Source organism: Terrimonas ginsenosidimutans, assembly GCF_022012415.1.
In the GTDB taxonomy this organism is placed as follows: Bacteria; Bacteroidota; Bacteroidia; order Chitinophagales; family Chitinophagaceae; genus Terrimonas_A; species Terrimonas_A ginsenosidimutans.
In genome coordinates this window covers 1-25,699 of the sequence record NZ_JAKLTR010000001.1, presented here as the reverse complement: position 1 = coordinate 25,699, position 25,699 = coordinate 1, and the positions used below count along the sequence as shown (strand labels likewise).

19 protein-coding genes are annotated in these 25,699 nt (G+C 45.7%); 8 read left to right on the top strand and 11 right to left on the bottom strand.

Annotated features, from left to right (window positions below; translation table 11 throughout):
• Positions 1–259 precede the first annotated feature (259 nt).
• Both LZZ85_RS00095 and LZZ85_RS00090 read left to right on the top strand, forming a co-directional pair.
• On the top strand, positions 260–874 hold the full coding sequence (locus LZZ85_RS00095; RefSeq protein WP_237867878.1) for an HD domain-containing protein: 615 nt from the start codon (positions 260–262) through the stop codon (positions 872–874).
• A gap of 375 nt (positions 875–1,249) precedes the next feature.
• Positions 1,250–3,703: a T9SS type A sorting domain-containing protein gene (locus LZZ85_RS00090; RefSeq protein ID WP_237867877.1), complete on the top strand. Its 2,454-nt coding sequence runs from the start codon at positions 1,250–1,252 to the stop codon at positions 3,701–3,703.
• A gap of 115 nt (positions 3,704–3,818) precedes the next feature.
• Here LZZ85_RS00090 and LZZ85_RS00085 read toward each other — a convergent pair whose 3' ends face one another.
• From LZZ85_RS00085 to LZZ85_RS00045, 9 genes are all read right to left on the bottom strand, one after another.
• Positions 3,819–5,282 (bottom strand): N-6 DNA methylase, encoded by a 1,464-nt coding sequence (locus tag LZZ85_RS00085; protein ID WP_237867876.1) that lies wholly within the window; start codon positions 5,280–5,282, stop codon positions 3,819–3,821.
• Positions 5,279–5,860, bottom strand: a complete 582-nt coding sequence (locus LZZ85_RS00080) for a restriction endonuclease subunit S (protein ID WP_237867875.1) — start codon at positions 5,858–5,860, stop codon at positions 5,279–5,281. The genes LZZ85_RS00085 and LZZ85_RS00080 overlap by 4 nt, the downstream gene beginning before the upstream one ends.
• A gap of 387 nt (positions 5,861–6,247) precedes the next feature.
• Complete coding sequence (locus LZZ85_RS00075) at positions 6,248–6,601, bottom strand: DUF6370 family protein (protein WP_237867874.1); 354 nt, start codon at positions 6,599–6,601, stop codon at positions 6,248–6,250.
• A 35-nt stretch (positions 6,602–6,636) separates the two neighbouring features.
• Positions 6,637–8,121: an MFS transporter gene (locus tag LZZ85_RS00070; protein ID WP_237867873.1), complete on the bottom strand. Its 1,485-nt coding sequence runs from the start codon at positions 8,119–8,121 to the stop codon at positions 6,637–6,639.
• A 262-nt stretch (positions 8,122–8,383) separates the two neighbouring features.
• Positions 8,384–8,917, bottom strand: coding sequence for a hypothetical protein (locus tag LZZ85_RS00065; protein WP_237867872.1), 534 nt, complete (start codon positions 8,915–8,917; stop codon positions 8,384–8,386).
• 161 nt (positions 8,918–9,078) lie between these two features.
• Positions 9,079–13,023 carry a hybrid sensor histidine kinase/response regulator transcription factor gene (locus LZZ85_RS00060; RefSeq protein ID WP_237867871.1) on the bottom strand — a complete coding sequence of 1,315 codons (3,945 nt, stop codon included), beginning with the start codon at positions 13,021–13,023 and terminating at the stop codon, positions 9,079–9,081.
• A gap of 121 nt (positions 13,024–13,144) precedes the next feature.
• Positions 13,145–13,726 carry a dihydrofolate reductase family protein gene (locus LZZ85_RS00055; RefSeq protein WP_237867870.1) on the bottom strand — a complete coding sequence of 194 codons (582 nt, stop codon included), beginning with the start codon at positions 13,724–13,726 and terminating at the stop codon, positions 13,145–13,147.
• Between the two features lie 31 nt (positions 13,727–13,757).
• Positions 13,758–14,171 carry a DoxX family protein gene (locus LZZ85_RS00050; protein WP_237867869.1) on the bottom strand — a complete coding sequence of 138 codons (414 nt, stop codon included), beginning with the start codon at positions 14,169–14,171 and terminating at the stop codon, positions 13,758–13,760.
• Between the two features lie 32 nt (positions 14,172–14,203).
• Positions 14,204–14,659 (bottom strand): iron chaperone, encoded by a 456-nt coding sequence (locus tag LZZ85_RS00045; RefSeq protein ID WP_237867868.1) that lies wholly within the window; start codon positions 14,657–14,659, stop codon positions 14,204–14,206.
• Between the two features lie 298 nt (positions 14,660–14,957).
• On the opposite strand from LZZ85_RS00045, the gene LZZ85_RS00040 reads away from it, so the two are divergent.
• On the top strand, positions 14,958–15,941 hold the full coding sequence (locus tag LZZ85_RS00040) for a GlxA family transcriptional regulator (RefSeq protein WP_237867867.1): 984 nt from the start codon (positions 14,958–14,960) through the stop codon (positions 15,939–15,941).
• A 4-nt stretch (positions 15,942–15,945) separates the two neighbouring features.
• Here LZZ85_RS00040 and LZZ85_RS00035 read toward each other — a convergent pair whose 3' ends face one another.
• Positions 15,946–16,890: a YwqG family protein gene (locus LZZ85_RS00035; protein ID WP_237867866.1), complete on the bottom strand. Its 945-nt coding sequence runs from the start codon at positions 16,888–16,890 to the stop codon at positions 15,946–15,948.
• Between the two features lie 45 nt (positions 16,891–16,935).
• Between LZZ85_RS00035 and LZZ85_RS00030 the strand changes: the two genes are divergently transcribed.
• The 5 genes from LZZ85_RS00030 (at position 16,936) to LZZ85_RS00010 (ending at position 24,580) form a co-directional block, all read left to right on the top strand.
• Positions 16,936–17,565, top strand: coding sequence for a hypothetical protein (locus LZZ85_RS00030; protein ID WP_237867865.1), 630 nt, complete (start codon positions 16,936–16,938; stop codon positions 17,563–17,565).
• Positions 17,566–18,714 (top strand): AAA family ATPase, encoded by a 1,149-nt coding sequence (locus LZZ85_RS00025; RefSeq protein ID WP_237867864.1) that lies wholly within the window; start codon positions 17,566–17,568, stop codon positions 18,712–18,714.
• A 61-nt stretch (positions 18,715–18,775) separates the two neighbouring features.
• Positions 18,776–19,480, top strand: coding sequence for a hypothetical protein (locus LZZ85_RS00020; RefSeq protein ID WP_237867863.1), 705 nt, complete (start codon positions 18,776–18,778; stop codon positions 19,478–19,480).
• A complete protein-coding gene (locus LZZ85_RS00015) occupies positions 19,477–21,915 on the top strand; it encodes a hypothetical protein (RefSeq protein WP_237867862.1) in 2,439 nt (812 codons plus the stop codon). The genes LZZ85_RS00020 and LZZ85_RS00015 overlap by 4 nt, the downstream gene beginning before the upstream one ends.
• Complete coding sequence (locus tag LZZ85_RS00010) at positions 21,893–24,580, top strand: soluble NSF attachment family protein (RefSeq protein WP_237867861.1); 2,688 nt, start codon at positions 21,893–21,895, stop codon at positions 24,578–24,580. Before LZZ85_RS00015 ends, LZZ85_RS00010 begins: the two co-directional genes overlap by 23 nt.
• Positions 24,581–24,633: 53 nt before the next feature.
• Here LZZ85_RS00010 and LZZ85_RS00005 read toward each other — a convergent pair.
• A partial coding sequence (locus LZZ85_RS00005; RefSeq protein ID WP_255723882.1) for a PDDEXK nuclease domain-containing protein occupies positions 24,634–25,699 on the bottom strand: 1,066 nt, incomplete at its 5' end.

Genomic DNA, 25,699 nt, shown 5'->3' with positions numbered 1-25,699 from the left:
TCTAAATCTCCCCCTTCAAGGGAGACTTGCACTCCGAGATTTGAAATTAGTCGTTATAACGTGGTTAATATGCGCTTTGAATTGAAGTCACCTTTTTAAGCGACGTAAAGTCTCCCCTGAAGGGGGAGATTTAGAGGGGGCCCTACGCCACCCGGAAGGATCAAGCTCAAGCAGGGCATGATCAGATTCGCTGTTTTGTTCCAAAATAATTCTGCTGGGATTCTGTAGTTTTAATCAGTAAAACATTAAAAGAAACGAGATGTTCGAAACCGATTTTAAGAACGTGTTTACGGAAGCAGGCAACGATGGGAGTGTAACCAATGCTTTCTGGCAGGAAATCGCTATGCAACACTCACACAAAAGCAGGCATTATCATTCTTTTCAACATCTCGAATCCATCTGGCAGCAACTTCAACCGGTAAAGCATCAGATCCAGGATTGGCCGGTCATCCTGGGAGCCATCGCGTATCATGATTTTGTTTACGACATCAAGCACGGGAACAATGAAGAAAAGAGTGCCGAGAAGGCGGTGACCAAACTACTTGATGCAGGTTTTGAAAAGGAGCGGGCTAACCGCTGTTACCGGCATATTATCGCGACTAAGGGGCACCACATCAGCGATGACCCGGATACCAATTTCTTCACGGATGCAGATCTTTGCATCCTGGGAGGTGAGGAGGAGGCGTATAAGACATATGCTGCCAGTATCCGGAAGGAATACAGTGTTTTTCCTGATTTTATGTATAAGCCGGGAAGAAAGAAAGTACTGCAACACTTTTTGCATCTGCCGAAGATCTTCAAGACAGAACATTTCTTTTCATTGTATGAAGAGCAGGCCAGGCGGAATATCAAACGTGAACTGAATTCACTGTAGGCAGCAGTGATAGATTCGATTGGCGTAGGCGGAACGCGGCGGCCGCGGCGAAACGCTACGGACGCGGCGAAACAGCTGTTGAAGACATTGTATTTCGTTGCGCTCGTTGTGTATTGCGGCGGCCGCCGCGTTCCGCCTCTGCCGTCCGCTCGCTACTTGATCTCTATCAACATCTATTTGCATTCGTATGCGGCCGTTTTAATGGTTTCCCTTCATGTGAAAACAGTGTATCTACCCGATTCTACATGTGTAATTCCAGGTTTTCCGTCCTTCCGGAATGTGGAACTGTTCTGCGTTTCCTTTAATGTGTATCTTGTACACCATTAATCCTGCCCGCCTACGCTTTCTTCCTACGTTAACGATTAAACTTTACATATGAAACAAACAACTACACTACTGTTGTTGCTGATGCTATTATATCGGCCAGCAACCTCCCATGCTCAAGACGATGTAATGATGCAGGCGTTTTACTGGAACGTGCCCGTGAATGAACCCGGTAAGAACGGTTTCTGGTATGATACGCTTCGCGCGAAGATGACAGCAATGAAAAATGCCGGTATCCGTGCGCTGTGGATGCCTCCTCCTTCCAAGGGAAACTTTGGTATTGGTGATATGGGGTATGGGGTGTTCGATCATTATGATCTTGGTAATTACAATCAGAAAGGAACGACTGAAACACGTTTTGGCTCGCGTTCCGAATTAGCCAGTCTCATCACATCCGCACATTCTACAAGTGGCGGTGCGCCAAGAATGGATCTCTATGCAGATATCATCCTGAATCATATTTATACAGAGAATTCCATGCCGCATGAAAGCGGCGATAACCCTGCGGTGAAAACCTATGTGTTCAATAAAGCAGTTGTTGGAGGAACGCAGCGCGTTCCCTATCCAACGAATGAGATCCGCTGGATCATTCCCAATGCGGCAGCGGGTGACTACTATATCCAGATAGGTGGTTATTTCCTGAACTATGCTGGTGTTGTCGGCGAACGCGGGTACGATGTTTATTTCAAGTTTACGCATAATGCGCCTCCGTCGCCCGGCTCGCAACTTTGGGAATCAGAACCAAATAATGGTAGCGGTAATTTCAACGTTGCCCTTGACCAGCGCACGTACAGCGGCCACATGCAAAACAACACGGATATCGATGAATATAAGATCACTTTGCCTGCGGCGGATACGATCGAGATCGTACTGACTGCAAAAAGGGAAGGAACGAACCCGATCACCAGTGCATGGGAATGGCAATGGGCGGCCCAATCAAACGGTTACTATCCATCTGCGGTATGGTATGGTGGAACGAACCTTGCCAGCACGACATTGAAAGCATATACTGCCACAACGGTTGACTATGTCAATCACACAGGAACCGGTGAAGCAAATTATACCTGGGACTATTCACATTTCCATCCGGTTGATGCGGCGGATTATCTTGGTGATGGCGGCAGCACAGAAGGCGGCTTCGAAGATCAGCTCGTTCCCAATACAAAATGGTTTGGAATGGATTTCAACACGTACAGCAGTACCGTTGCAACAAGATTGAAGAACTGGGGAAGCTGGCTGACAAGCACAGTTGGGTTTGATGGTTACAGGCTTGATTTTGTTCGTGGCTTCCAGGAAAGCTTTGTCGCAGACTGGGTCAACAATATGCCGAAGATCGGCAGCGCCCAGCGCTTTGTGGTGGCAGAGTATTTTACTGGTTTTAAATACCGTTTGAAGAACTGGGTGAATACACTTGCTACAAGTGGTGCGGATGTTGACGTGTTTGATTTCCCTTTGAAAAACACGTTGACTGAAATGACCAATGGAACAGGCGCCAGTTTCAACATGGCCTGGTTGAACAATGCCGGTATGGTAAGGGATAACGGCGGCAATTCATTGCCGGGAACATCCGTTGTTACTTTTGTTGAAAACCACGATACCGGTAAAGAACATGATAAGTGGGTAACAAAAGACTGGAAGATGGCGTATGCTTATATCCTGTTCGCTGAAGGTCGACCATGCTTATTTTATCCGCAATATTATGGCGTAACGCAGGTCGATAATCATAACAATGCCCTGACGGTTACTCCTCCCGCTTCATTGAAAAGAGATATTGATAAGCTGATGTTCATCCGCCGCACTTATCTGAATGGCGGAATGATCGTCTTAACGCAGCAGGGAAATCCTGTAACTGAGCCCTCACCTAATGGCACCACAACATTTGCGGGCGATACGTACAATGTGTATGCGGCAAGACGTCAGGGCAATGGAACAAAAAGCGGAGGAATCCTTGTGATCAATAACAACAGCAGCCTTACACGCGGTATCTGGGTAGATAATGATGGCAGCCCGAATGGAACAGCTACATCCGGCTATGCCGATTGGAAAAATCAGCAACTTGTCAATGCGCTGGATACAAATATGAAAACAACGGTGGCCAATGACGGAAGGGTGCATCTTTGGGCGCCTTCACGCGGACATGCATTGTGGGTATTGCGTTCCGAACTGGTAAATGATGGTATCGCAAGAGGAACAGCACCAGTGCGGGAAACTACTCCTGTTGCGCCAGAGCCTCCAAAAGAAGAATTGATCCAGGAGAATACCGTGAAAGCATTTCCGAACCCGGCTGATTCACGCACCACTATAGAATTTGCATTGAAAGAAACTTCAAAGGTGAGACTGGAAATGTTTGACAATACAGGAAGACTGGTGAAAGTACTTGCCTCCGGAACGTTCGAGAGAGGAAAACATCAGCGGGATTTTCAAAGTGGGGTGAATGGGGTGTATACTTACAGATTGAGTTTGAATAATGAAGTGAAGACGGGAAGGGTGGTGATTGGAAGATAGATCTTTTATTGATTGGCATAAGGTTCCCGCAGATGAACGCAGATTCCCTATCATTATAGGCAAATCTGCGTATCAGCGTCTTGATCTGCGTTCATTTGCGGGAGCCTTACGCCAATCAAAATTCCATTTCTTTGAGGTATCTGTTCATTTCTGATTTGGCTCTGCTCATTTCTTTTTCCAGTTCTTCCATTCGTTTCTGTATTGAATAAATATCCGCTTTCTTCTTCTTCTCAACTGTATCTACATAGCGGCTGATGCTCAGGTTGAAATCATTTTTCTCTATCTCATAGACAGACGCTCTGCGGGAATATTTATCCATACTTCCGCCGCCCGCCAGAAATCCGTCATAGGTGTCAACGATCTTGTCGATATGTTGCTGGCGCATGCGGCTTTGTTTCTTTCCGTTCTCTGCTTCCTTTCCGGCATCAATAAAGAGAATGTCCTGGTGTTGTTTTGTCGTATTGAAGATGAGGATGGCGGCGGATATACCGGTGCCGAAGAAGAGGTTCGCCGGCAGGCCGATCACTGCTTCCAGCAGATTTTCTTTTACGATATTCTCGCGGATGGTCTTTTCTGTACCCAGGCGAAATAGGACGCCGTGCGGAACAACGATGCCTGCTTTCCCTTTTTCAGGCGTCAATGTTTCAAGGATATGAAGAATGAATGCGTAATTGCCTTTTGTGGAAGGTGGAACGCCGCGGTTGAAGCGATGAAAGCTGTCTTTCGTTGCTTCTTTTGTATGGAAGTTCTCATAAGAGAAGGGCGGATTGCTGACGATGATATCAAACTTCATCAGTGTGTCTTCTGTCGTCAATGCGGGTTTGCGGATCACATCACCCAGTTCCAACCTGGAAGGAAGACCGTGAATGATCAGGTTCATTCTTCCTGTATCGAAATTATCGCGCTCGATCTCCTGCCCAAATACAAGTGTATCGGGTGTTTCATTTGCTGCATGAGGGATCTGCATGGCGGTTGCTGCAAGAAGGGACGCGGAGCCGAATGCAGGATCGCAGATCGTGTCGCCGGGCCGGGGCATCATCAGCCTGCCGAGCAGTTCATTTACTTCCCCGGGCGTATAGTGTTCGCCGCCTTTCTTACCGGCGTTGGTGGCAAAGCGTTCTAACAGATATGTCCAGGCACGGGAAATGATCTTCCTGTCGTGCGTAAGAAATGTTTTAAAATCGAGTTGTTTCTTTGAGAAGTCGGCAATGAGTTTGCGCAGCCTGCGGTTCCTTTCTTTTAATGCACCAAGCTTATCGGAAGTGAAATCAATATTGCTGAAAATGTCTTTGATCCATTCATTCTCGGCGGCGGTTCTTTCCATCGCTTTGTTAATGAGGCCACCGAGATCGGCATTGTTCTTATGTGCTTTAACGTAATCATATCCGCATTTCTCGGGAATGGCGATCTCGTTGAGAAGTCCGGATGCTTTTGCGTCATTTATATATTTGAAGAAGAAAAACGAGAGCAGGTGCTTTTTGTATTCCTGCAGATCCAGGCTGCCACGGAATGATTCTCCTGCTGCCCAAACAGCTGCATTCACATGATCTTGTGAAGGAAAGTGGAGTTCTGTACTCATACGGTTTTATCGTTAAGCCGGTTGTTCAGTAAGTTGTTTACGAGTAGTTGTAATTGCTGCTGGTATTCATCAACCAATGAAGAATACAGCTCATGCTGTTTTACCAGCTTGATCATCAACTCCTGCTTGAGCAATGGGGGAACCGGTACCGGCAATTCTTCTATCGCTTTTTTAGACAGATTCAGTGTTGTGGTACCTGCACGTTGCGTGCTGAAATATTCCTGTGCCTGCGGGCTATTGATATACCACGCCAGGAATGCGGGCTTGATCTGATTGGTGGTGATACGTAATACAGTGAATGCAGAAGTTGCTGCGGCACTTGCAAACTGCGAATCATACAGCAAGGCTTTATTGTTAGTGCCTTTCGAGAGAACAAGTATATCTCCACGTTGAAGCAGCTGGGCTGCAGGAACCTGTTTTAATTTAATCTGGTAAGGAGTATTGCGGAACTTGACCACACCGCTGGTAGTAAGGTCTTTAGCCTGAACGATGGCGCAATCTCCGTTAGGGTCATTTTCCATCCGGCCGCGTAATGTATGGCCGGTAAAAGCAGTGACCAAGTCGACAATCCGTTTCATTTCGTAATTCTTATACAGAGCCAGATAACGATGGCTGTTGGTTTGAGCAAGATGGTTTTTAGACTTGCATAATGCTTGTACAGAATTGCCAAATTATCGCATTGTATTGAAAAAAACAATAGGTATTTCCTTATAGATCAAAGATTTAATTCTGGTCCTGGTCTTTTATGCCTGTAAAATTCACGGCGGCTGCGGGTTTTACGGTGAGAGGCGGAAAATAATAATGATATCCAATCATCCATGCGGGAAAGGATTTTCGTAAAATTACTAAGCTCGATGGCCGAGACCGATGATCGACGGTCAATCAATATCGGCCGGTCTTCCGGATAGGCAATATTTCCGGGCTTGCCGTTTTTGCACCTGTTTGATATAATAAAGAAGAAGCAGTTAAGGCTTCTTCGGCGCAACCTTATCCAGCGGTAACAATTTAAAATAGGTGACCTTATACTTCTCACCTGAAAACGCTCCCTGCACTTCCGCTTTGCGGATCATATTGCAGAAACCATCTTTCGCGTGCGCGTCACCATGTTTGTCGATATGTGTGCCTTCCACGTAGTAGGTTCTTGTATTCACCCGCGCAGCAAGAGCGCAGTCATCACCGGTCATATCAAACTGACACATGCCGCAAGCGACTTCAAGCGTGTCAAGCTTTGTAGTGGGATCGATCTTGCCAACAGGTGCCTGCGCATTTGAAGTTTGATAAATGCTCAAAGAAATGGCGGCAATGAGGAAGGCTTTCATGATTTGTTTTTTCAAATATAACACATCTGGCGTCTTCAGCTCTTTTGCGAGTTGGAATGATCTGGTGTCCGCTTTTTGAAGAATCCAAAGAGATGCTCGTGCCAGGTGATCAGGTTTCCGATCAGGAAATAATCTTTCAGATTATTCTTAATACTGCTCCGCATGATGCGTACGACTGTGTTCTTTTCGACTTCACCTACTTCTTTCACCCGTACAAGCAGTTCAAGGGAGATAAATGCGAGTGCGGCACCAATAAGGAAAAGGAAGTTCATGTCATGCAATTTCAACAGATAGACAACCTTGTCGTAGCTGGGACTATCCCAATGCGCATTGATGACAAGCGAACGTTTGCCAAAGAAATCTGCCAGTAATCCGCCGATGATAGGAGCAACCGCGGAAAAAATAGCTGTGATGATATTTTTTGTAGAAAGATAAACGATCGCATGTTCTTTTGGCGCGAGTTTCAAGCCGATATTGGTCAATGAAAGGTTGATCCCAGCGGTTGCAATTCCGGCACCGATATGGAGGATCACCAGCAAGATCAGGTTTGGGGTAAATTTTGTATAGATCCCGACAAAACACCATCCGATAATACAAAGAATATAAAGCGGTGCCGCGATGGCGAGTATTGTTTTATTGCTATAACGGTCAGAAAAGGTTCCCCACATGCGGATGGTGAAGATGCTGCAAAGCTGACTGATCACCGTGAGTGCGATCACGTATGTCATTTCCAGTTTTAGTTCTCTCAACATGTAAACAGTAAAGAACGGGATCGCAATATTCAATGCAAAAACCCAGGCTGAATTGAATACAAGCAGCTTCCGGAAGTTCACATCTTTCAAAGGCCGTTTCAGCAGTGTGAAAATATTTTCTTTCGCAAGTATTGATTGTGGCTCTGGCGTTCTGGAGAGAAGAAATAGTGCACCGGATAATCCTGAAATGCCGGCGATGATGAACATAACCGAATAGGTAGTGAGTTCATATTGCGGGTAGTGATCTTTCACATAATCGATCACAAAAGCGAGGATCAGGCTTAGGATCACATTCAATATTTGCATACTGCCGCTTCTGCGGGAGAAAAATGACCCGAGTTGCGCCTCCGGAACAAGGTCTTTCATCCATGCATTCCAGCTTGGTCCGGCAATGGAGGAGAAGAGATAATAAAAAAAGAGGAAAAAGATCACCAGTTGTATGGACCCTTCCGTAAAAAAAGGAAGAATTCCTACAATTACGAGCGGCAGTCGCCCGAGCAATGAGCAAACCACGCTGATCGCCCGCCGGTTGTTATACCGTCGCACTAGCCAAACCGATAATAACTGGAAGACATTGGTAAGGGTGGGCAATGCTGCCAGCAGACCTATCTGAAAATTATTTGCACCAAGTAAAAGTGCCAGTGCGACGAGAAAGGCGCCTCCGATCAGCGTTGTCATCGCCTCCGTGGTCAACCCCTCTACCCGTACCAGCTTCAGTCCCGCCTGCACTTCCGATTCTGTTAATGTTGTCTTTGGCTTGAGATTCATACATTCCTGTCTAGTCAGAGAGGAAGTTGGCAATGATTATACCACTTTCGAGCGGAGTTCGTTGACCGTTGTCCGTTATCCGTTGACCGTTGACCGATGATCTTGGTCCGATGGTAATGATTATCGCCCAGCTCGGTCAACGGTCAACGGATAACGGACAACGGCCACCGCAGCCGACCCGCAAAAAAGCCCCGAATCCAGCAATGACGCTTTCTCCAGGGCTGAGGTATTCCGGTACCTAAAAAGGGGAAGAGGAAATGATTTACTGGACGGACTGATTCTTTAATGAGCTCACTTCCATTTCTTCGCCGATAGACTTGATCTTGATAAAATCGTTGCCATTTTGCAGGGAGGTCTGGTAAATGGTTTTGACATTGTCGCGGATGGCAACGGATTGAAGCAGTTTGTAACCCGGATATTCTTTTTTGATGAATGCTATAAGTTCCTGCGGCATATTTTCGGCAGATACTTCTGCCACAGAATAGCTGAATTTTCCCTGGGTATCGAAGACGGCCGTTGTTTTCTGACCGGCATTTGTAAAAGAAGCCTGGAAACCTTTTTCGATCGTTGACCATTTTGCATTGGTGGCCTGTGGATACCATTTTACAAAGCCTTCTTCAACGGTGGCAGATACTATTTTGGGGGCAGGAGCCGCATTGTAGCCGGCAGCCGGTTCGGTTGTGATTCGATTGTTTGTATTAATGGCGATCAGTTTATCAGTTTGACCAAATGAGGAAACAGAAATGGCGAGACCTAACAGCGCCAGGAATTGCGGAGCTAATGGTGTTTTTTTCATGATCGTAAGGTTTTGGTTAATGGTGTCCGACCGGACACTAAACGATGTTTTCGGTCGGTTAAAGCTAACTCCACGAGGCAGCCAAGGGCTGTCAGTTTTGATTCAAAGGCTGTCAATTTTGATTCAATCGTGTAACAATTAAGAGATTCGGACAGGATGCACTAACGTCCGTTCAGCGAAGCGATATACTCGGATGGCGTGATCCCGTATTGCTCACGGAAGCATTGTGAAAAATAGGAAGGTGTGTTGAACCCGGTCTGATATGCTGTGGATGAAATATCATTTCCGCTTGCCAGTAAGGCCGTGGCGCGCTGAAGCCTGTATCTCCTGATCAGATCATTGGCGGAAATATCGAGGAGCGATTTCAGCTTCCGGTTCAGACTGCTCCGGCTCATGGAAAGGTTTCGCGCGAGGAAATCTACGTTCAGCTGCGGATCATCCAAATGGGCATCCAGCAATTGATAAACATGTTGAATAAACGCGTCAGTGATCTTTGGCAACGCAATCCCGGGATCAGCAGGCAAAGCCTGCAGTCGCAGAAATTCCCGCTGTTTTTGCTGTAATAAAAGAAGATTGGAGATCCGGAGCTGCAATTCATCGAAATGAAATGGTTTTATCACGTAGTCATCCGCTCCCGTTTCAAGCCCCTTAAGTTTTACATCATGTGCTGCGCGGGATGTGAGCAGGATAAACCCGATATGGCCTGTACGCTGATCTTCTTTGACGATCCGGCAAAGATCCATGCCATTCTTACCCGGCATCATGATATCGCTGATGATCACGTCCGGCATTTCGGAAAGGATTATTTCATGCGCTATTAAGCCATCTGCAGCCGTGATCACCTGCCAGTCGGTAGTGAATCCCTCTGCAAGAAGATGGCGGAGTTCAGCATTATCTTCTGCAACAAGGATCAATGGTTTTTCATGAAGATTCCTGAGAGGTTCGTTATCCTCCTGAGCCAGCCTTTCATCAATGGCGACTTCCCTGGCCGTTTCAGCTGCTACTGTTTCAAGCGGGCATACTACAATAAAAGAAGAACCCTTTCCTTTCGTGCTTTCAGCTCTTACAGAGCCCTTCATCAGCCAGGTTAGTTCATTTACCAGGGCGAGGCCAATACCGGTTCCTTCATAATGGCGCGTGTCGGAAGAATCCGCCTGGTAGAACCTCTCAAATATCAAAGAAAGATTTCCCGGGTCGATCCCGATCCCATTGTCGGAAACGCTCAGTTCAATATCCTGGTCTTTTAGTGACCTAAGAGACACATTTACCTTTCCTCCATGGTCGGTAAACTTCAGGGCGTTGCTCAACAGGTTGAAGAGGATCTTTTCCCACTTTTCTTCATCAAATGCGTGAATGGTATTGCTGATAGAAGACGCGTAGTTCAGGTTGATATTCTTTTCTTTCGCTGCATCCTGGAACTGTTGAACGATACTTTCAACGAAGAGATTGAAGTCGCCATGACTAAGGCTTACTTTCATCTGTCCCTTATTCAGTTTGGAAAAATCAAGAAACTCATTTACGAGGCGCAAGAGTTTTTTGGCATTCCGTTGCATGCTGATCAGCGTTTGACCAGCCTGCGGGGACATCGACTGATCCTGCGAGAGCTTTTCAAGTGGTGTAATGATCAGCGTGAGCGGCGTTCTGAATTCATGTGTGATATTTGAAAAGAATTGATCTTTTAATTTGTCCAGTTCCTTTAAATGCTCGGTCTCTTTTTGTTTGAACACCAGTTGCTCCTGCTCTTTTGTTCTTTTTCTGTGATGCCGCAAATACAGTGTAAAGATCGAAAAGGCAGCGATCGCATAAAGTGCATATGCCCACCAGGTGGCCCAGAAGGGTGGGCGGATAATAATATCAAGTTCCTTTACATTATTACTCCATACTCCATTCTGGCCGGTCGCATTGATCAGTAATTTGTAACTACCGGGGCGAAGTTGTGCGTAGGATGCAATATTGTTATTGCCGGATTCCCGCCAGCTGTTATCCACACCTTTCAGCATGTAGCGATACTGTATTTTTGATGGCTCAGTAAACTGAAGCGCGGAAAATTCAACAGCAATATAATTTCTGTTATAGGGAAGTTCGAGTTTCTTGAGTTCTGTGAGCGGGCTTTTTACAAATGATTGCTGTTTCAAAAAATCCTGTGAGATGTTATTGATGCTGATACCTGTGACTTCAACGGGCACAGCTAATGGCTCTTTTTTATTGTTGAAAGAAGAAGGGCGGAATACGGAAAAACCCTCTAACCCACCGAGGGCAATCCGGCCATCATTAAAAACAAGTTTATGAAGACGGTTAAATTCATTTCCAGCAATGCCATCGGATTTTACATAGGACGTAATGGAAAAATCAGTTGGATTAAATCTGCAGATTCCTTTATTGGTGCTCAACCATAAGATCCCGGAGTGATCGCTTACAATAGAATAGACCGTATTATTGGAAAGACCGTCTTCTGTAGTAAAAATTTTTCGAACACCTTTTTTTTCATCATACAGGATCAACCCGGCACCGCGTGAACCGATCCATAACTGGGAGGGATTTGTTGGATTTAGACAGATATCAGTAAGATTATCCGGTAGTTTGTTTGTGTCACCCGGATTCTTCCCCACATGTACCATCTTACCGTTTTCAAAAACAAACAGGCCTTTCCAATAAGTACTGATCCAGATCTTATATTTTGCGACTTTGATGTCTGCCAGTTGCTTTAACGGTGAGTTGCCTGATGAATCAACAGGTATGAAGTCGGGTTGTACAGATCTGTTCTGCCAATGCCAGAAGCCTCCTCTACGCGGGTCAACAGTCCAGATATCGCCGCTATCTGAAATTGTAAGGCCCCGGAGAATTGCTCCTGTGCGTGAAGGGAATGGCAGAGCTCTGAGTTGCTTGTGGTCTACATAGAACAAGTTTGGATTTTTGAAGATCGTATCCTGGTCTCCATAGCACATATATTGAGTGGAATCCGGTCCGAAAGCTGTATAAAAAAAGAAATGTTCTTTTCGGGGGAACCATGATGACGGCAATTGTTCAACAGGCAGACCGGCCAGTTTCATTGCATCCGGGAAGAAACCTTTCTCGTATTCGTAGGATTTAAAAAGACCAGGCTGAAGGGTGACTTTATATAATCCTTCCGCGTTGGGGCTTACCCAAAGCACATCATCACGATCAATGAGGAAAGCAGTGATGTTCATCCTGAAAGGGTTCTTCCAGAGAAGATGAAGCCTGCCATCATGTTCCCTGCGAAAGATATGACCATAGGATTCAAAGTACAATCTGTCCTGGTGGTCAAGTTTTACAAAATTGAAACTTGTCGAATTGTAGGATTCTTTTGTGCCGGGGTCGATCCAGCTGACGGATCTTGTCTCTTTATTGATCAGGGAGAGCATGCCTTTGTTCCGGATGACGATGGTGTTGTCCGGCAATACCACGACTATTTTGTGCTGTAAAGGCGTGCTGTCGTAAGGGATGCGGAAGGAAGTATGTTCGAATGTTTTTCCGCTGTTTCGTGACAAATCTATTCCGGACGGAGTCACAACAAGCAGGTTTCCCTGGCGGTCTTTTGTAACGGTGATGATCGTGTCATTCTGAAGTTTACCATTGCGGGTTCCGGCCTGAAATTTCTCTCCCGTGGATGGTTCTGTCCAGTGAAGCCCATCGCCATTGATCCTGTACATGAAGTTGAGGAGATTGTCAGAGGTATTTCCTGCTACTATTCCCTGTTTGATCGGGGGAAGGTTTCGTTTTCCGCCGGTGACTGGCCTGACGGTGAAACTGACCGGATCAAAATCATCTACCGTTCCGCCCTGATAGAACAGGCTGAGATGGTCGTCTTTGTTGATGACAAGATCATTGATCACATAAGAGCGGAAGTCTGTTCCTTTAGTGTTTGCAGAGGAGAATGATTTGAAGCTGCGGCCGTCAAACCTGGCAAGGCCATCCTGTGTGCCGATCCAGATAAAACCGCTTTTATCCTGAACAATACCGGAAACAAAACTTTGGGGGAGCCCATCTTCTGTTTTAAAGCGCTGCTGATTAGAGGGCATGAGTTGCTGAGCAGCAAGGAACATTGCGTTGAAGGTGGCGAAGAGGATAAGGAGTGTCCGGAACATCTCCAGCGTTTTGGTGTAGTTTGGTTAATGTGCTGAAGTTACCTCATTTACGCTGAATGGCGCAGATTCCTCCTGCTCCGGATGCGTTTAAACCGATAACGGGAACAGAGGCCGATCGAAGTCAGGCACTCCTGCATACATGGTAGTCCATCAGTACCACGCCGGAGCTGAATGCAGTGCTTGTCACCAGACGCAAAGAAGACGGGCGCCCGGTGTCTCCAAACAATGTTTTCCCTTCACCAAGGATGACAGGGTAGGTCCACAGAATATATTCATCGATCAGGTCTTGTTTGATCAGCGATTTTGCAAGCCTGCCGCTTCCGAAAATGATCATGTCCTTGCCAGGCATACGTTTTAATTTCCTGATGGCAGAAGCTGGTTCTTCTTTTACTAGTGTTGAGTTATACCAGCTGGCTTCGGCGAGTGTATTTGAAAAGACGAATTTGCTGTGTGTGTTCATCATGTCTGCAAAAGCGATATCATCCCTGGGAAAGGTGTCATCCATGAGTACGAATGGCCAGTGTTTGGCCATAGCGGTATAAGTCACCCGGCCGAGCAGGATCGTATCAACCAATGCCAATTGATTTGCCGCATATCTGGCCATTTCGCTGTTCCAGTAGCTGAAATGCCAGTCGAGTTCACAACGTGGTCCGGCAATAAAGCCGTCCAGTGTGATATTCATAGAAAGAATCAGCTTTCTCATGCGGGTTACATTATTCTTCGGTAAGCCTGGATTATGCAGCACTGAATGCAGGTAAATTGTTTTTTGCTTTTTGAGCGTCGGCCAGTTTTGTTTTCTTATGATAGAAAGTATAAGAGGCAAAACCTAATGCGATAGGGATTGGCATGAAAGCCCAGTTTTGTACAGGCTGACCCGATGCATAGATACACCATGCGCCGCCGATAAGATCAAAGATCAGTCCTGCATAAGCCCATTCTTTGATCCGTGGACGACCAGGAATGAGAATGGCGATCACACCCAGGGCTTTTGCAATACCGAGGAAAGGTAACAGGTAGGCAGGCATATTCATTTTCCCAAAACCTTCCACAGACATGGGGTCGGAGATGATGTTTGGAATAGCAGAGCCAAGCATGAGGAACGCGAACAGGGTGGTGAAGATCCAGTAGAGGAGGTTGGTCTTTTTCATGAGCTAAGAGTTTTAAGGCGTTAAAAGAGAGTTTATCTGGAAGCGGCTTTCTTTTTTGGAGCTACTTTTTTTCTTGCTGCTTTTTTTACAGCTGCTTTTTTTGCTGATTTCTTTTTTGCGCGTTTTGCGGCGATCTCATCGTTTTCTATGATGCGTGCTGCAACGATCTTTTTGATGAGTGTTGCCGGAAGGGGCTTACCCACGGGGAAGCGGATCGTAGCGCCGGAAGTATCATAGTCTTTTAATTCTTCAGCAAACATTTTCATTACAGCATGGCTCATTGGGAAGAAGCTGCAATGATTGGTGAAGGCGCAAAATCCTACTAAATGAATGTGATACTTATAAAGCGGCATGTGATAGCTGATCTTTTCCTCCGCTTTGGGGGCTGCCGCGCGGATGGCCTTGCGCACTTTGGATAGAGTGGCCTGAACATCTGCCGGCTGTGAAGCCAGGTATGCATCTACGGTTTTGGCGGTTGTTTTTTGCATATAAGACTGATTTCTGTGTTGATACAAATGTATAAAAGGAACACGGGGCCGAGGGAGTGTGGGTGTGACTTAATGGGGGTGAATTACGACATTTACTTTGACCAGGCGGGCGTAATAGGTATCGCAGCGTACGCTAAAATTCCGCAAAGAATGCAGGGATCATTTTTGGTACGCTGCGATACTTTCTACGCCCATTTGAAACTTAATATGTTTCTGACGCTGAAGATGATGGGCGGAAAGGAAGATACTCTGCTATCCAAAGATTTTCCCTAGATTTATCTTCCCTAAAAATCAACCGATGAAGCATATCTCCATCCTTGTGCCGAATGAGTCCGTGCTGACAAGCATCACTGATCCGCGTTATATGTTCACGGCGGTGAATGAATTTCTCATGAAGGCGGGAAAGGAGCCGCTTTTTAAGGTGCAGATGGTTGGATTGTCTCCGGAAGTGATGCTGAACCAGGGATCGTTCAGTGTGCATACAGATGTGTTGATGAAGGATGTGAAAAAGACGGATCTGGTGGTTGTACCCGCTTTGAGCGGAGACCTGAAAAAGGCGCTGGAGCTGAATAAAGACTTCATGCCGTGGATCGTTGCGCAGTATGAGAAGGGTGCGGAAGTTGCCAGTTTATGCATCGGCGCGTTTTTGCTGGCATCAACAGGTTTGCTGAATGGGAAGAAATGTTCAACACACTGGATCTATGCAAATGAATTCAGGGATATGTTTCCTGATGTAACGCTGGTGGATGACAGGATCATCACGGAGCAGGACCGGCTTTATTCCAGCGGCGGTGCCGCTTCTTACTGGAATCTGCTGCTTTACCTTGTAGAGAAATATACTGACCGGCAAACGGCCATCTTCGCGTCCAAGTTCTTTGCGATAGAGATAGATCGTAAAAGTCAATCGCCGTTCATTATGTTCAATGGTCAGAAGCAACATGAAGATGAGCCGATCAGGCAAGCGCAGGAGTATATCGAGAACAATATCATGGAGCGGATCACGATTGAAGAACTGGCTGGCAAATTCGCGATCGGCAGGAGGCATTTTGAAAGAAGATTCAAAAAGGCGACAAACAATACGCCGGTTGAATATATGCAACGCGTGAAAATCGAGGCGGCGAAAAAGCAACTGGAAACAAGCCAGAAGAATGTTTCTGAAGTGATGTATGAGGTGGGGTACTCTGATACAAAAGCATTCAGGACTGTTTTCAAAAAGATCACGGGGCTGTCCCCGGTGGATTACAAGAACAAGTATAATAAGCATGCGGAAGTGATGATGTGATCGGTCAACCGTTATCCCACGTATACATCACCTTTGAAAAATCCTTCTTTGCAAGATCATCCGGGTGAATAAAGAAATGTGCTACTCCCATTTCTCCCCACATTATTTCTTCATCAGAATCTATCTGCAAAAGCAGGATGTAGTGGTCGAAGGGAGGATTTTTGAACCGCGGATCTGTTTGTGTAAAGCCTGCGTAACCGCCAATCTTATGTCCTCTTCCGGAGAATGTGTTACAAAATTTCTGGTAAAGAATGTTTTCGTCTTCGTCAGGATATTTCTTAATGATCCTGTCGATCATCCTGCTGACCTTTAAGCCAAGGGCCATTTCAACACGAACGTCAGCCATACCCATATGATCTTCCTTTTCTGTAAAGGAGAGACGGTGCGATGTCTGAATCGGAAGCGTTCCTGAATCCATGATATCGTCGAGGAAAGAGAAATCTGTCTGGTGTACAGCTATTTCATTCTCCTCGAGGAAAAAGATGCGAAAATTCTTTTGCGATTGCAGGTCGGGATAGTCTGACCCGAGCATCTGATCATAAGCTGAAATATAGATCTGCAGATATCCGGAACGTGGAAATCCATCCACTGGTGGCACTTCGGAGAAATTGATCTGGGCCAAAGGATACATATAAGACCCCCCGGCATCTTTTGGATAAGGAAAGCCGACCGGTATATAAGGATAGCCACCGAACTTACTTGCTGCAGGAGGGATCTCTTCCAGCGGAACTGCCGTAATGGCGACTGACGGTAGCCCGGTACCTTCTATTTCCGGCCAATGGTCGACAGTAAATCCCGGAAGTATCACACCCGGCTTCAATTCCACCATTTCAAATGCCGCTATGGCTGGCTTTGAAGTCTTTATGACATTTTCCGGTAAAGCTTCTTGGCCTTTCTTTTTTTCCGGTATATCTTTCTTCCTGTTTGATAAAAAATCAAAAACTCCCATGGTGGATATTTTGAATGTAATTGCTAATGTAGAATTTTTAGTGAGATGAACCTGATCCCGTTTCTTGAAAGTCTTTTAACAAATGGTGTTGTTGAGCTCGGTCATGAGCTGCAGCTTCCAACTGAAGCTGAACTGGATTCATCACACGAATTACTTTTTCATTTTTACAAAGATGATAAAATGGAGGTGCCGGCAACAGCGCCTGGCTACAACCGTGATGCGGCCATCTGGGCTGCCCGCTATCTTTATCTTTCCACGCAACTGATCATCGACAGGAATGCCGACGAAGAAGTGATCCGGCGGGTACTTGATCCCTTCCCCCTGGAAATCACGCCATCGGTTGTCTATTCAGCCGATCTTATGTTAAGGAATTTGCCATCGTTGATCGGGCTGGCAAAAGGGTTGGCGCCGGCAGATCCGCTGGTGAGAGATATGAATAACACAGCGGGCAACTGGCCACTGTCGTCCGTAGGTATTGAAGTTGATCATATTTCACATGAAGAAATTATTTTAGCGGATGCCTGTTTGAAGCAATTGTATATCGACAGGATCATCCTGGCAAAAGATAAAAAACGTGCCGTCAGGCCATCAGTCCAACAATCTATTTTTGAAACCACCGGTGCATATACGAAAGAGATCTGGCCGGATATTGAAATTCTGATAAACGCATCTTAAATGGAAACAAGCCACCAGTTTGAAACGATCGACCGGCTTCAACGCGTACTGGAACACCTGAAAGAGAAATTTGTAGGGAAAGATGATATCATTGACCTGATGGGCATCTGCCTGGCCGGCCGGGAAAACCTGTTCCTTCTTGGTCCTCCCGGCACGGCAAAAAGTGCGATGGTGCGTGAACTATCAAAGTTGTTGAACGGAAAGACGTTTGAATACCTGCTCACGCGTTTCACCGAGCCGAATGAATTGTTTGGTCCGTTTGATATCCGCAAACTGCGGGAAGGAGATCTTGTGACCAATACAGAAGGTATGCTGCCGGAAGCCAATCTGATCTTCCTCGATGAATTACTCAACGCGAATAGTGCCATCCTGAATAGTTTACTGATGGTGCTGAATGAAAAAGTATTTCGTCGCGGACGGGAGAACAGACCATTGCCAGCGGTGATGATCGTAGGTGCAAGTAATCATTTGCCGGAAGATGAGGCATTGCATGCATTGTTCGATCGCTTTCTTGTTCGTGTGCGTTGCGATTATGTTGATCCGGCTTTGCTGAACAAGGTACTGGATGCCGGCTGGAACCTTGAAAAGCCTGCCATGGCGGATCAGCCGGAGATCTCAGCGGAAGATATTTTCGCCGTTCAGGCTATGATACATTCGGTGGATCTGCAGGATATCCGCGAGCCATTTATCAATCTGATCGAAATGTTGCGGAATGCGGGAGTGAAGGTGAGCGACCGCCGTGCGGTGAAGCTGCAGCGACTGATCGCGGCCAGCGCATTATTATGTAAACGTACCAAGGCAATCCTTTCGGATATGTGGGTGATGCGTTATATCTGGGATACGGAAGAGCAACAGGAGATCATCGCTGGAATAATCAACTCTGTCGTGGAAGCGGATGTTAATTCACCACAGGTGCATCCGCGCGCTGCTGACCATACAACGCCCAATGCGGAAGAGATCTATAAGGAAGTGAAAACGATGACGGAAAAATGGGACGATGCCGGTCTCGCTCTTTCTGAACGCACGATCATAAAGGATCGTTTGCGTTACCTGAATGGCCGCAGCGAATGGATCTCCAATGAAACGCAACGTGCGTATGTAAAGCAACCTATCGATTCGCTTTGGCAGAAGATCATTCACTCAGCATAAAGCAGAAGTTCCGCTGCGTATCTCACGCACCGGGACGCTTAATTGCTACATATTGATAACAATGTTATTGACGATACTAAAGAAAGATCTGGAAACGCTGGCATCTGTCCGCTGCATAAACGGATTGATGGCAGCCGTTGACGGTGAATATATCTGGTTACGCGGAAACGATACGATCGCTGAATCTAATGCAGTGATCCGTCATTTACCGGTTAAGCAGCGGTTTCACCTGGATGAAAACGATCTGCTCTTTCCGAGTGGAATGGTCACGCCTACAGGCAAACTGAAGGAAATGAACTGGCAGTCTTTACAGGAACTGATACCCGTTCAATTGCCGGTTTCAACAGGTGTGGGAGAAAATCCGTCATCTGTCGATCTCAGGTTGCAGCCTTCTTCACGTGTGCACAAGAGCGCGGGTTTGCTGACTGATCTGGCAATATGGAGATACTATGGAGAAACGGCGCCAGTCGTGAGATTGAATGCATTGAAGTTTGCCGTATCAGAAAATAAGAAAGTGATGATCATTGGAGATCTGTTGCCGTCCATTCCTGGGCGGGAGTACTGGAACTGCCATGGGATGATGCTTCCGGCGGGGTTTGAATTCGAATTGGAGGTGGTGACGTCCTTTCTTCCGCAGCAGCTCAATGGTAACGGTGATGCATTGATCGTGTTTGATACAAACGGCGAATGGCATCAAATCGATCACAATTTTTTTATCCCGGCAACGCGCAGCGCGATCCGGATGACAATGATGAATGAAGAATGATCAGGGCAGTAGAAAATACAATTAATTATTTCCGGCCAAAACAAGATTACTTCTGGCATTGGGCAGACAATGCAGGTGTAATTGAATGGCGGATAAACGAGACTACCATCTGTTTTAAAGATGACCTCGCTTTTATTCTTCGTCAATTCCCGGAAGATAAACTTCCACGACTTGGCTCGTTATTATTTGTCATGTATGCATGCAATAATAAAATCAGCAGTAATGAAAAATTTGCATTGCGTAAAATGTTTGACGGCGAAACGGAGGTACGCGTAACGCGAATGAACAATGCGATGATTTTTTTAGATCTGATAAATTCACTCCCTCCTTCACTCAGGTCTGGAAATAAACGTGTGCAGCTTATAAAAGAAATATTCAGTAAAGAGGAATCAAATGAGCGGGAAAGTCACCCTGTATCAATAAACGAATTGCAAAGTGGCCGACTTGATGCAGAATTAATGATTCCTCAAGGTTATATATCTTCTAAAGATATTATGGCCGATTTCAACTGCATGGTCCGTGCTTCAGAGAAATTCCCCACACTCGAATCCCTTGAACTCTTTCTGAGAACCGGCATAGAATCGTTACCGGAACCATCGGACGTAGAAGTTCCGGAAGAACAATATTCTGAGGATCTGTTTGATCAATTACTTGAGGACACAGATACTGCCGGTATTTCCCGCCTGGCCAGACGCCTGCTTTCCATCATCAATATTCCCATACACTCCCGCGCGGGCGGGGAAGATTCCTATGGTGGTATTGCCGATATTACGAATCGTGGAAACTATGACAGGCTATTGCTGAGTGAACTTGCACAGGACGACTTATTACTGACGGCACGTCTTGTAAATAATGAAGCCCTTTATTTCCGAAGAGAAGAGCCGCCGGCTGAACCAAGAAACCGGCGGATCATATTGATAGACTCCACCATAAAAATGTGGGGCGTACCAAGGGTATTCGCCATCGCGTCCGCATTGGCATTTACGCGCAATTCGAAACATGGAGAGCAAGTGGAGGCATATGTGCTGAAAGAATCCACTTACGAAAAACTCTCGTTGAATGAGAAGCAGGGAGTGATCAACGCACTTTCACAATTACATCCGGCATTGCACCCGGGAAAGGCATTGAAGAGCGCGGTGGATGAACTGAGGAAAGGTGAAGAGGCTGAATTCATTTTTATTACGGAAGAGAGGCAGATGAAACATGCAGGGTTTTATGCAGATTTTTTCAATGTAAAAGAGAAGATCAGTTTTAACATTACTGTTAGTCGTGATGGGAATATCCGTTTTGCAGAATATGTTAATGGACATTCAAAACTTTTGAATGAAGCAACGCTGGATATAAATGAATTTTTATCAACAAAGAGCGGTAAAATCTCAAAACTTTCTCTTAGTAATCAAAGGCGGCCTTCCGGGATACAGTCTTCTGATTTCAAATTCTTTTACCCATTCCCTTTACCCTTACTTTTCCTGAAGCGAAATATTTCAGTGAATAACAGGTTTATCGTGAAGTCACCTACTGGCAGTGCAATAGTGATCGACCGCAGCAGACGTGTTCTATTACTTAACTCAGGTTTTAAAGGGGCGAGCGAACTAATGAAGGTAATTGAGCCGGGAATTTATTCTTTTGATTTTTCACAACGCGGCGTTTGTTATATCCTCGTTAGAAGTTATGATGGTAAAAGCATCCTGAAACTTTACACAATCGAACTCGAAGAATGTTCAATAAGTGAAAAAGATCTCCTGCCGGATATTTTGGGTACAATAACTGATGCGGGATTTTGTGACGATGGGTTTCTTTATTTTTTTTCAGATTTTGTGGTGTATCAATACAACTTTCAAGAGATGTTGATACTAAAAAAAATACAGTATGCATCACTTCAGGAAATGAATGATGTAAAGCAAACAACCCTCAAGCGTGAAAAAGTTGACCTGGTGCACATGTCAGGGTTGATGAAGTCTCCTAACTACCAGGTGATCTATAAGGCTGAAAGCGTTTTTATCAGCTATTCGCGTGAGGTCGTCTGGGGGCGCTTTTCTTTAAAGTTGGGAGAGTTGACAGGGAAGTTGATGTTTTCAGATGCGCCGGATTATCGCCGGCTGGTTACAGCAACACTAAGTGACGAAACATATTTCAATGGCACAAAAATCAAATGCAGAAAAGCAGCGTTTCCCGACGGAAGTATCGCGTTAATGGATAAGCGGGGGGTACTTCATTTGAAAAGTGCGGATCCAAGCCTTCCCGAAGTATCTGTTATTGCCATTACATCATTACCAACCGCCGCATATTCGTCTGAGATTAAATTCTGCGGCAGCCGGTTTTTTATCGATGATATTGAAACCCCTGGTGTGATCCCTGATGATCAATTTTATGCGGAATATCTGTTACCCTTTATCAATCACATCATCGATAATGCATCTTCACCTAAAATATAACGCACATCCGCCGGCTTCCGCCGATGCTGCATTTATTGCGGGTGCAGATCCGTTGATATGGCTGAAGGAGATCAGCTTTTGGAAACTATCGCCTTCACAGATCGAATGCTATGTACTGCCGGAATCAAGATCTTCCGGAAGGGCCGCAGGTTTATTCGTGATCTTTAAAAGGCCTGAGACAGCAAAAAGCCTTTCACTGCTTGACCCCTATGTGCAGATAGTACCTAAACTTTTTATTCCTGCACAAGCTTCACTCAGTCCGTCGTTGAGTAAAGAAGAGTTGCAAACTTTGACGATCTGGCACCAGCAGGTATTTCACCCGGTTTCCGGATTCACCGGGTTTGACAAAAAGGATGAGGTAGATCTCACTGTGCTTGTAAGAACCGTTCCGGCATTGTCTTCCGACTGGAGTTTTGCACACCCGGGGCTGGCTGCCAAACCCGGACTGACGCGTATAGAGATCACACAGTCATCCTCGGAGGCATTGATGGAGGAGTTTAAGAAGATGATAGGTATGAAGCCGTTGAATGAGATCCCTGAAACTGAAAAGGAGCCATTGCTGAGAAAGATTTTTGATGGAATTATACTTGTATTGTTCACGATCCTTTCGTTTTTTGGTAAGTTGATCTCCCGGCTATTGCCATCGCCGTCACCAGCAACGGGCCGGCCTTCGGCTCCGTCCAATAATGAAGGATGGTTTTCCAGATTCATGAACTGGCTGGACGGACGGATCGAAGACCTTCAGAGTAAAAGAGATAAAGAATTGCAGCGTTTGATGAAGAAATTCGATAAGAACGACCGGGATGCGCTTGATTATGCCATTCCGTTGTCTTCTCAATACATGAACCGTGGTAAAGCGGCAAAGCCTTCATCAAAGCTTTCACGCCGGCCATTCAAGTTCAATTTTGGACGGCTTGGCGGCGGTATGGCTGCGGATGCCTGGAATGTGGACAGATATTATGATGATCTGCGGACAAGGTACCTGCGTTCAGCAGAGAACGAGATCGCACAAAAAGATTTTAAACGCGCCGCGTATATCTATGCACATCTTCTTGGCGATTACAGATCGGCTGCATGGTGCCTGGAGCAAGGCAACCACTATCGCGAAGCGGCGTTGCTTTATAAAGATCATCTGAAAGATAAAGCAGCTGCTGCGCGCTGTTTGGAAAACGGAAAACTATATACAGAAGCGATTGAACTGTATGCAGAGCTTGATTATAATGAAAAGGTAGGAGATCTGTATACAGTTCTTGAGCAAAAGCCGGCCGCAGATGCCCACTATGAAAAATTTATCAGTGCGCAGGTACGGGCGAACAATCATCGTGAAGCAGCAAGAGTGATGAGCGATAAAATGCATGACACACCGCGGGCGAAACTCGTTTTGCTGGATGGATGGCGCTCAGCCTATAACGGAGAGTCGTGTTTGAAAAATTACTTTGACCTTGTTGGAAAGGATCACTCTGATGATCTAGGGAAGCGCATAAAGGACGTATATGTAAATGACACGAGTCACAGTAATAAGAAGCAGTTCCTGAATGTACTGGAATATGTGCATAAGAAGAATGAAGGAACAGATGTGAATTTTGAAGCACAGGAGATCGCTTATGAAATAGTATGTGAGGGGGCTGCAACTGGTGATAGTTCTCTGGTGAATTACCTGGAAAGATTTTTCCCGGGAGATAAACTGATCAGTCGTGACAGCACCCGCTATTTGACCGGAGACAATAAGAAAATGCCTGATCCTGCAGCCGGGACCATTCATCTTGATAGCAGTATCAATTGGTTCACGGGAGTGTGGCACCGTGATCAGTTTCTGGTGCTGGGACGTAAAAACGACTGCCTTCACCTGGCTAGGGTGAATTATGAAGGAGTGGTTGAATATTTTTCGTGGACAAATCCTATTCCACAGGGGACCTGGTTCCGGTTTATCAGTAACCCATTTCTGGTAAATACTGTTTTCCTTTACTCGTCTACAAGGATGCCGATTGAGAAAAAGGCAATGTTGAGGAGCAAGGATTTTAAGGAGTATCTGTTGGTAGGAAGCCCTGACTGGCTAAAGAGTCCGCAAGCTGTATTGTCAACCGCGCGCGAGGTTACTCTTTTTGAGTCGCATATTGCGTACGGGTGTCTTCTGGAATACAGGATTTCCGGTGAGTTTTACAAGGAAATCAAATGCGAGGGGATTCCTGACAAAATTCCTGCGTCAGCGATGCTGGCGTTTCACAACGGACACTATTATACGCAAACGGAACGGTCATTTATCTGGATCCAAAAAATGACGCATCAGATTATACATTACAGGCTTCCGTCGGTACTGCGGCTTTTTGCTATTAACCACTATTCAGACGAAATGGCCGCGATCATAAGCACTAATAAAGGGTGCTATCTTTTTATGAAAGAAGAAAACAGCGGAGGCCATTTACTGGAGGATGTGTTTGCTGAAACATTGATCCCGTCGATGATCCAGTTTATCTCGGATAGTTTTTTCGTCATAGCTGAAACGAGAGCTGCTCTTTTATTTGAGCTCAGTGGCGGTAATATCGCGCCACGTTTCGTCAAGAACTACAAAACATCGCAAAAGATAGTGGCTGTAATGCCGGGAATGAAAAAAGGAGAGTTCCTGTTGATCTGCCAGGAAGGTGATATAACCCGTTGTTGTTTTTAAGTTTGTTGCGTAACCAGCTTCTGGGCGAGCAAATGAGTAGCAGGTAATATGCTTCATTGTTTATCTTTTAATTCGCGTTCATACATTTTTATTTCCTTTTCAATTTCCTCTTCCAGCTCTTCTACGCTGGGCATATCTGGTTTAAGCTCCTGCGGAAGATCTTTCAGTAGTTCAAAGGTGGAAACGCCTAATGGGGATTTGATATTTTTCAGCGAGTATTTCACCATCGTCTGGTCTGAACTTTTACAAAGCAGTACGCCAATAGTTGGTTTATGTTCGGGGAGTTTGATCTCCTCGTCCACTACGGTTGTATAGAAATTCAGTTTGCCGGCGAACTCCGGTTTAAATTCTCCGATCTTAAGGTCAAATACGATAAAGCAGTTAAGGCGGTAGTGAAAGAAGAGGAGATCCAGGCTGACATCTGTTTCACCAACTTTTACCTTGAACTGATTTCCGATAAAGGCGAAGCCGCGGCCGAGTTCAAGGATAAAGTTTTTTATTTGCTGGACAAGAGCCTTTTCCAGTCCGAGTCCGCGGACCTGTTCGGATGCATGAAGGAAGTCGAAGATGTAGGGATTTTTGAATGTTTCATTTGCGAGAGCCGAATCTAATTTTGGTAGAGTGTTGTCGAAATTAGTAATGGCGTTGCCCTGACGTAAATACAATTTGGAGTTGATTTCCTGGGCCAGCTGTTTCCGGCTCCAGCCATTGCTCGCTGCCTGTTGTATGTAAAAGTAACGCTCTTCATCCGTCTTAGCTTTGTCGATAATTACCTGGTGATGTGTCCATGGCAATTGTGCAGCAACCGGCTGCACAATTATATCTGCCTGATTTTCATGATCTTTCGAATTTTGAGGGTATTTCCCAAAGTTGGGATATGCTTGCGCAAAGGCGCGCATATATTTTACGTTTCTTATAGAAAGGCCTCGCATGTCAGGAAATTCTTTTCTGAGATCTTCAATAAGTCGGTTTATAACTCCCGCACCCCAACCTTCTTGTTTTTGTTGGGTGAGTATCGTAATGCCAATCTCCCAATATGTTGATAACAGTAACCCGTTCACCGCTAACATCGCGCGTTGACGGGCATGTTGAATTTTCTCTTTCAGGGTTTGTAATATA

Coding starts and splice junctions, on each gene's coding strand:
- LZZ85_RS00070 (WP_237867873.1), bottom strand. CDS start 8,121: ATGAATCTCAAGCCAAAGACAACATTAACAGAATCGGAAGTGCAGGCG.
- LZZ85_RS00085 (WP_237867876.1), bottom strand. CDS start 5,282: ATGAGTACAGAACTCCACTTTCCTTCACAAGATCATGTGAATGCAGCT.
- LZZ85_RS00040 (WP_237867867.1), top strand. CDS start 14,958: ATGAAGCATATCTCCATCCTTGTGCCGAATGAGTCCGTGCTGACAAGC.
- LZZ85_RS00090 (WP_237867877.1), top strand. CDS start 1,250: ATGAAACAAACAACTACACTACTGTTGTTGCTGATGCTATTATATCGG.
- LZZ85_RS00035 (WP_237867866.1), bottom strand. CDS start 16,890: ATGGGAGTTTTTGATTTTTTATCAAACAGGAAGAAAGATATACCGGAA.
- LZZ85_RS00020 (WP_237867863.1), top strand. CDS start 18,776: ATGTTATTGACGATACTAAAGAAAGATCTGGAAACGCTGGCATCTGTC.
- LZZ85_RS00045 (WP_237867868.1), bottom strand. CDS start 14,659: ATGCAAAAAACAACCGCCAAAACCGTAGATGCATACCTGGCTTCACAG.
- LZZ85_RS00060 (WP_237867871.1), bottom strand. CDS start 13,023: ATGTTCCGGACACTCCTTATCCTCTTCGCCACCTTCAACGCAATGTTC.
- LZZ85_RS00050 (WP_237867869.1), bottom strand. CDS start 14,171: ATGAAAAAGACCAACCTCCTCTACTGGATCTTCACCACCCTGTTCGCG.
- LZZ85_RS00025 (WP_237867864.1), top strand. CDS start 17,566: ATGGAAACAAGCCACCAGTTTGAAACGATCGACCGGCTTCAACGCGTA.
- LZZ85_RS00075 (WP_237867874.1), bottom strand. CDS start 6,601: ATGAAAGCCTTCCTCATTGCCGCCATTTCTTTGAGCATTTATCAAACT.
- LZZ85_RS00010 (WP_237867861.1), top strand. CDS start 21,893: ATGCATCTTCACCTAAAATATAACGCACATCCGCCGGCTTCCGCCGAT.
- LZZ85_RS00015 (WP_237867862.1), top strand. CDS start 19,477: ATGATCAGGGCAGTAGAAAATACAATTAATTATTTCCGGCCAAAACAA.
- LZZ85_RS00065 (WP_237867872.1), bottom strand. CDS start 8,917: ATGAAAAAAACACCATTAGCTCCGCAATTCCTGGCGCTGTTAGGTCTC.
- LZZ85_RS00055 (WP_237867870.1), bottom strand. CDS start 13,726: ATGAGAAAGCTGATTCTTTCTATGAATATCACACTGGACGGCTTTATT.
- LZZ85_RS00080 (WP_237867875.1), bottom strand. CDS start 5,860: ATGAAACGGATTGTCGACTTGGTCACTGCTTTTACCGGCCATACATTA.
- LZZ85_RS00095 (WP_237867878.1), top strand. CDS start 260: ATGTTCGAAACCGATTTTAAGAACGTGTTTACGGAAGCAGGCAACGAT.
- LZZ85_RS00030 (WP_237867865.1), top strand. CDS start 16,936: ATGAACCTGATCCCGTTTCTTGAAAGTCTTTTAACAAATGGTGTTGTT.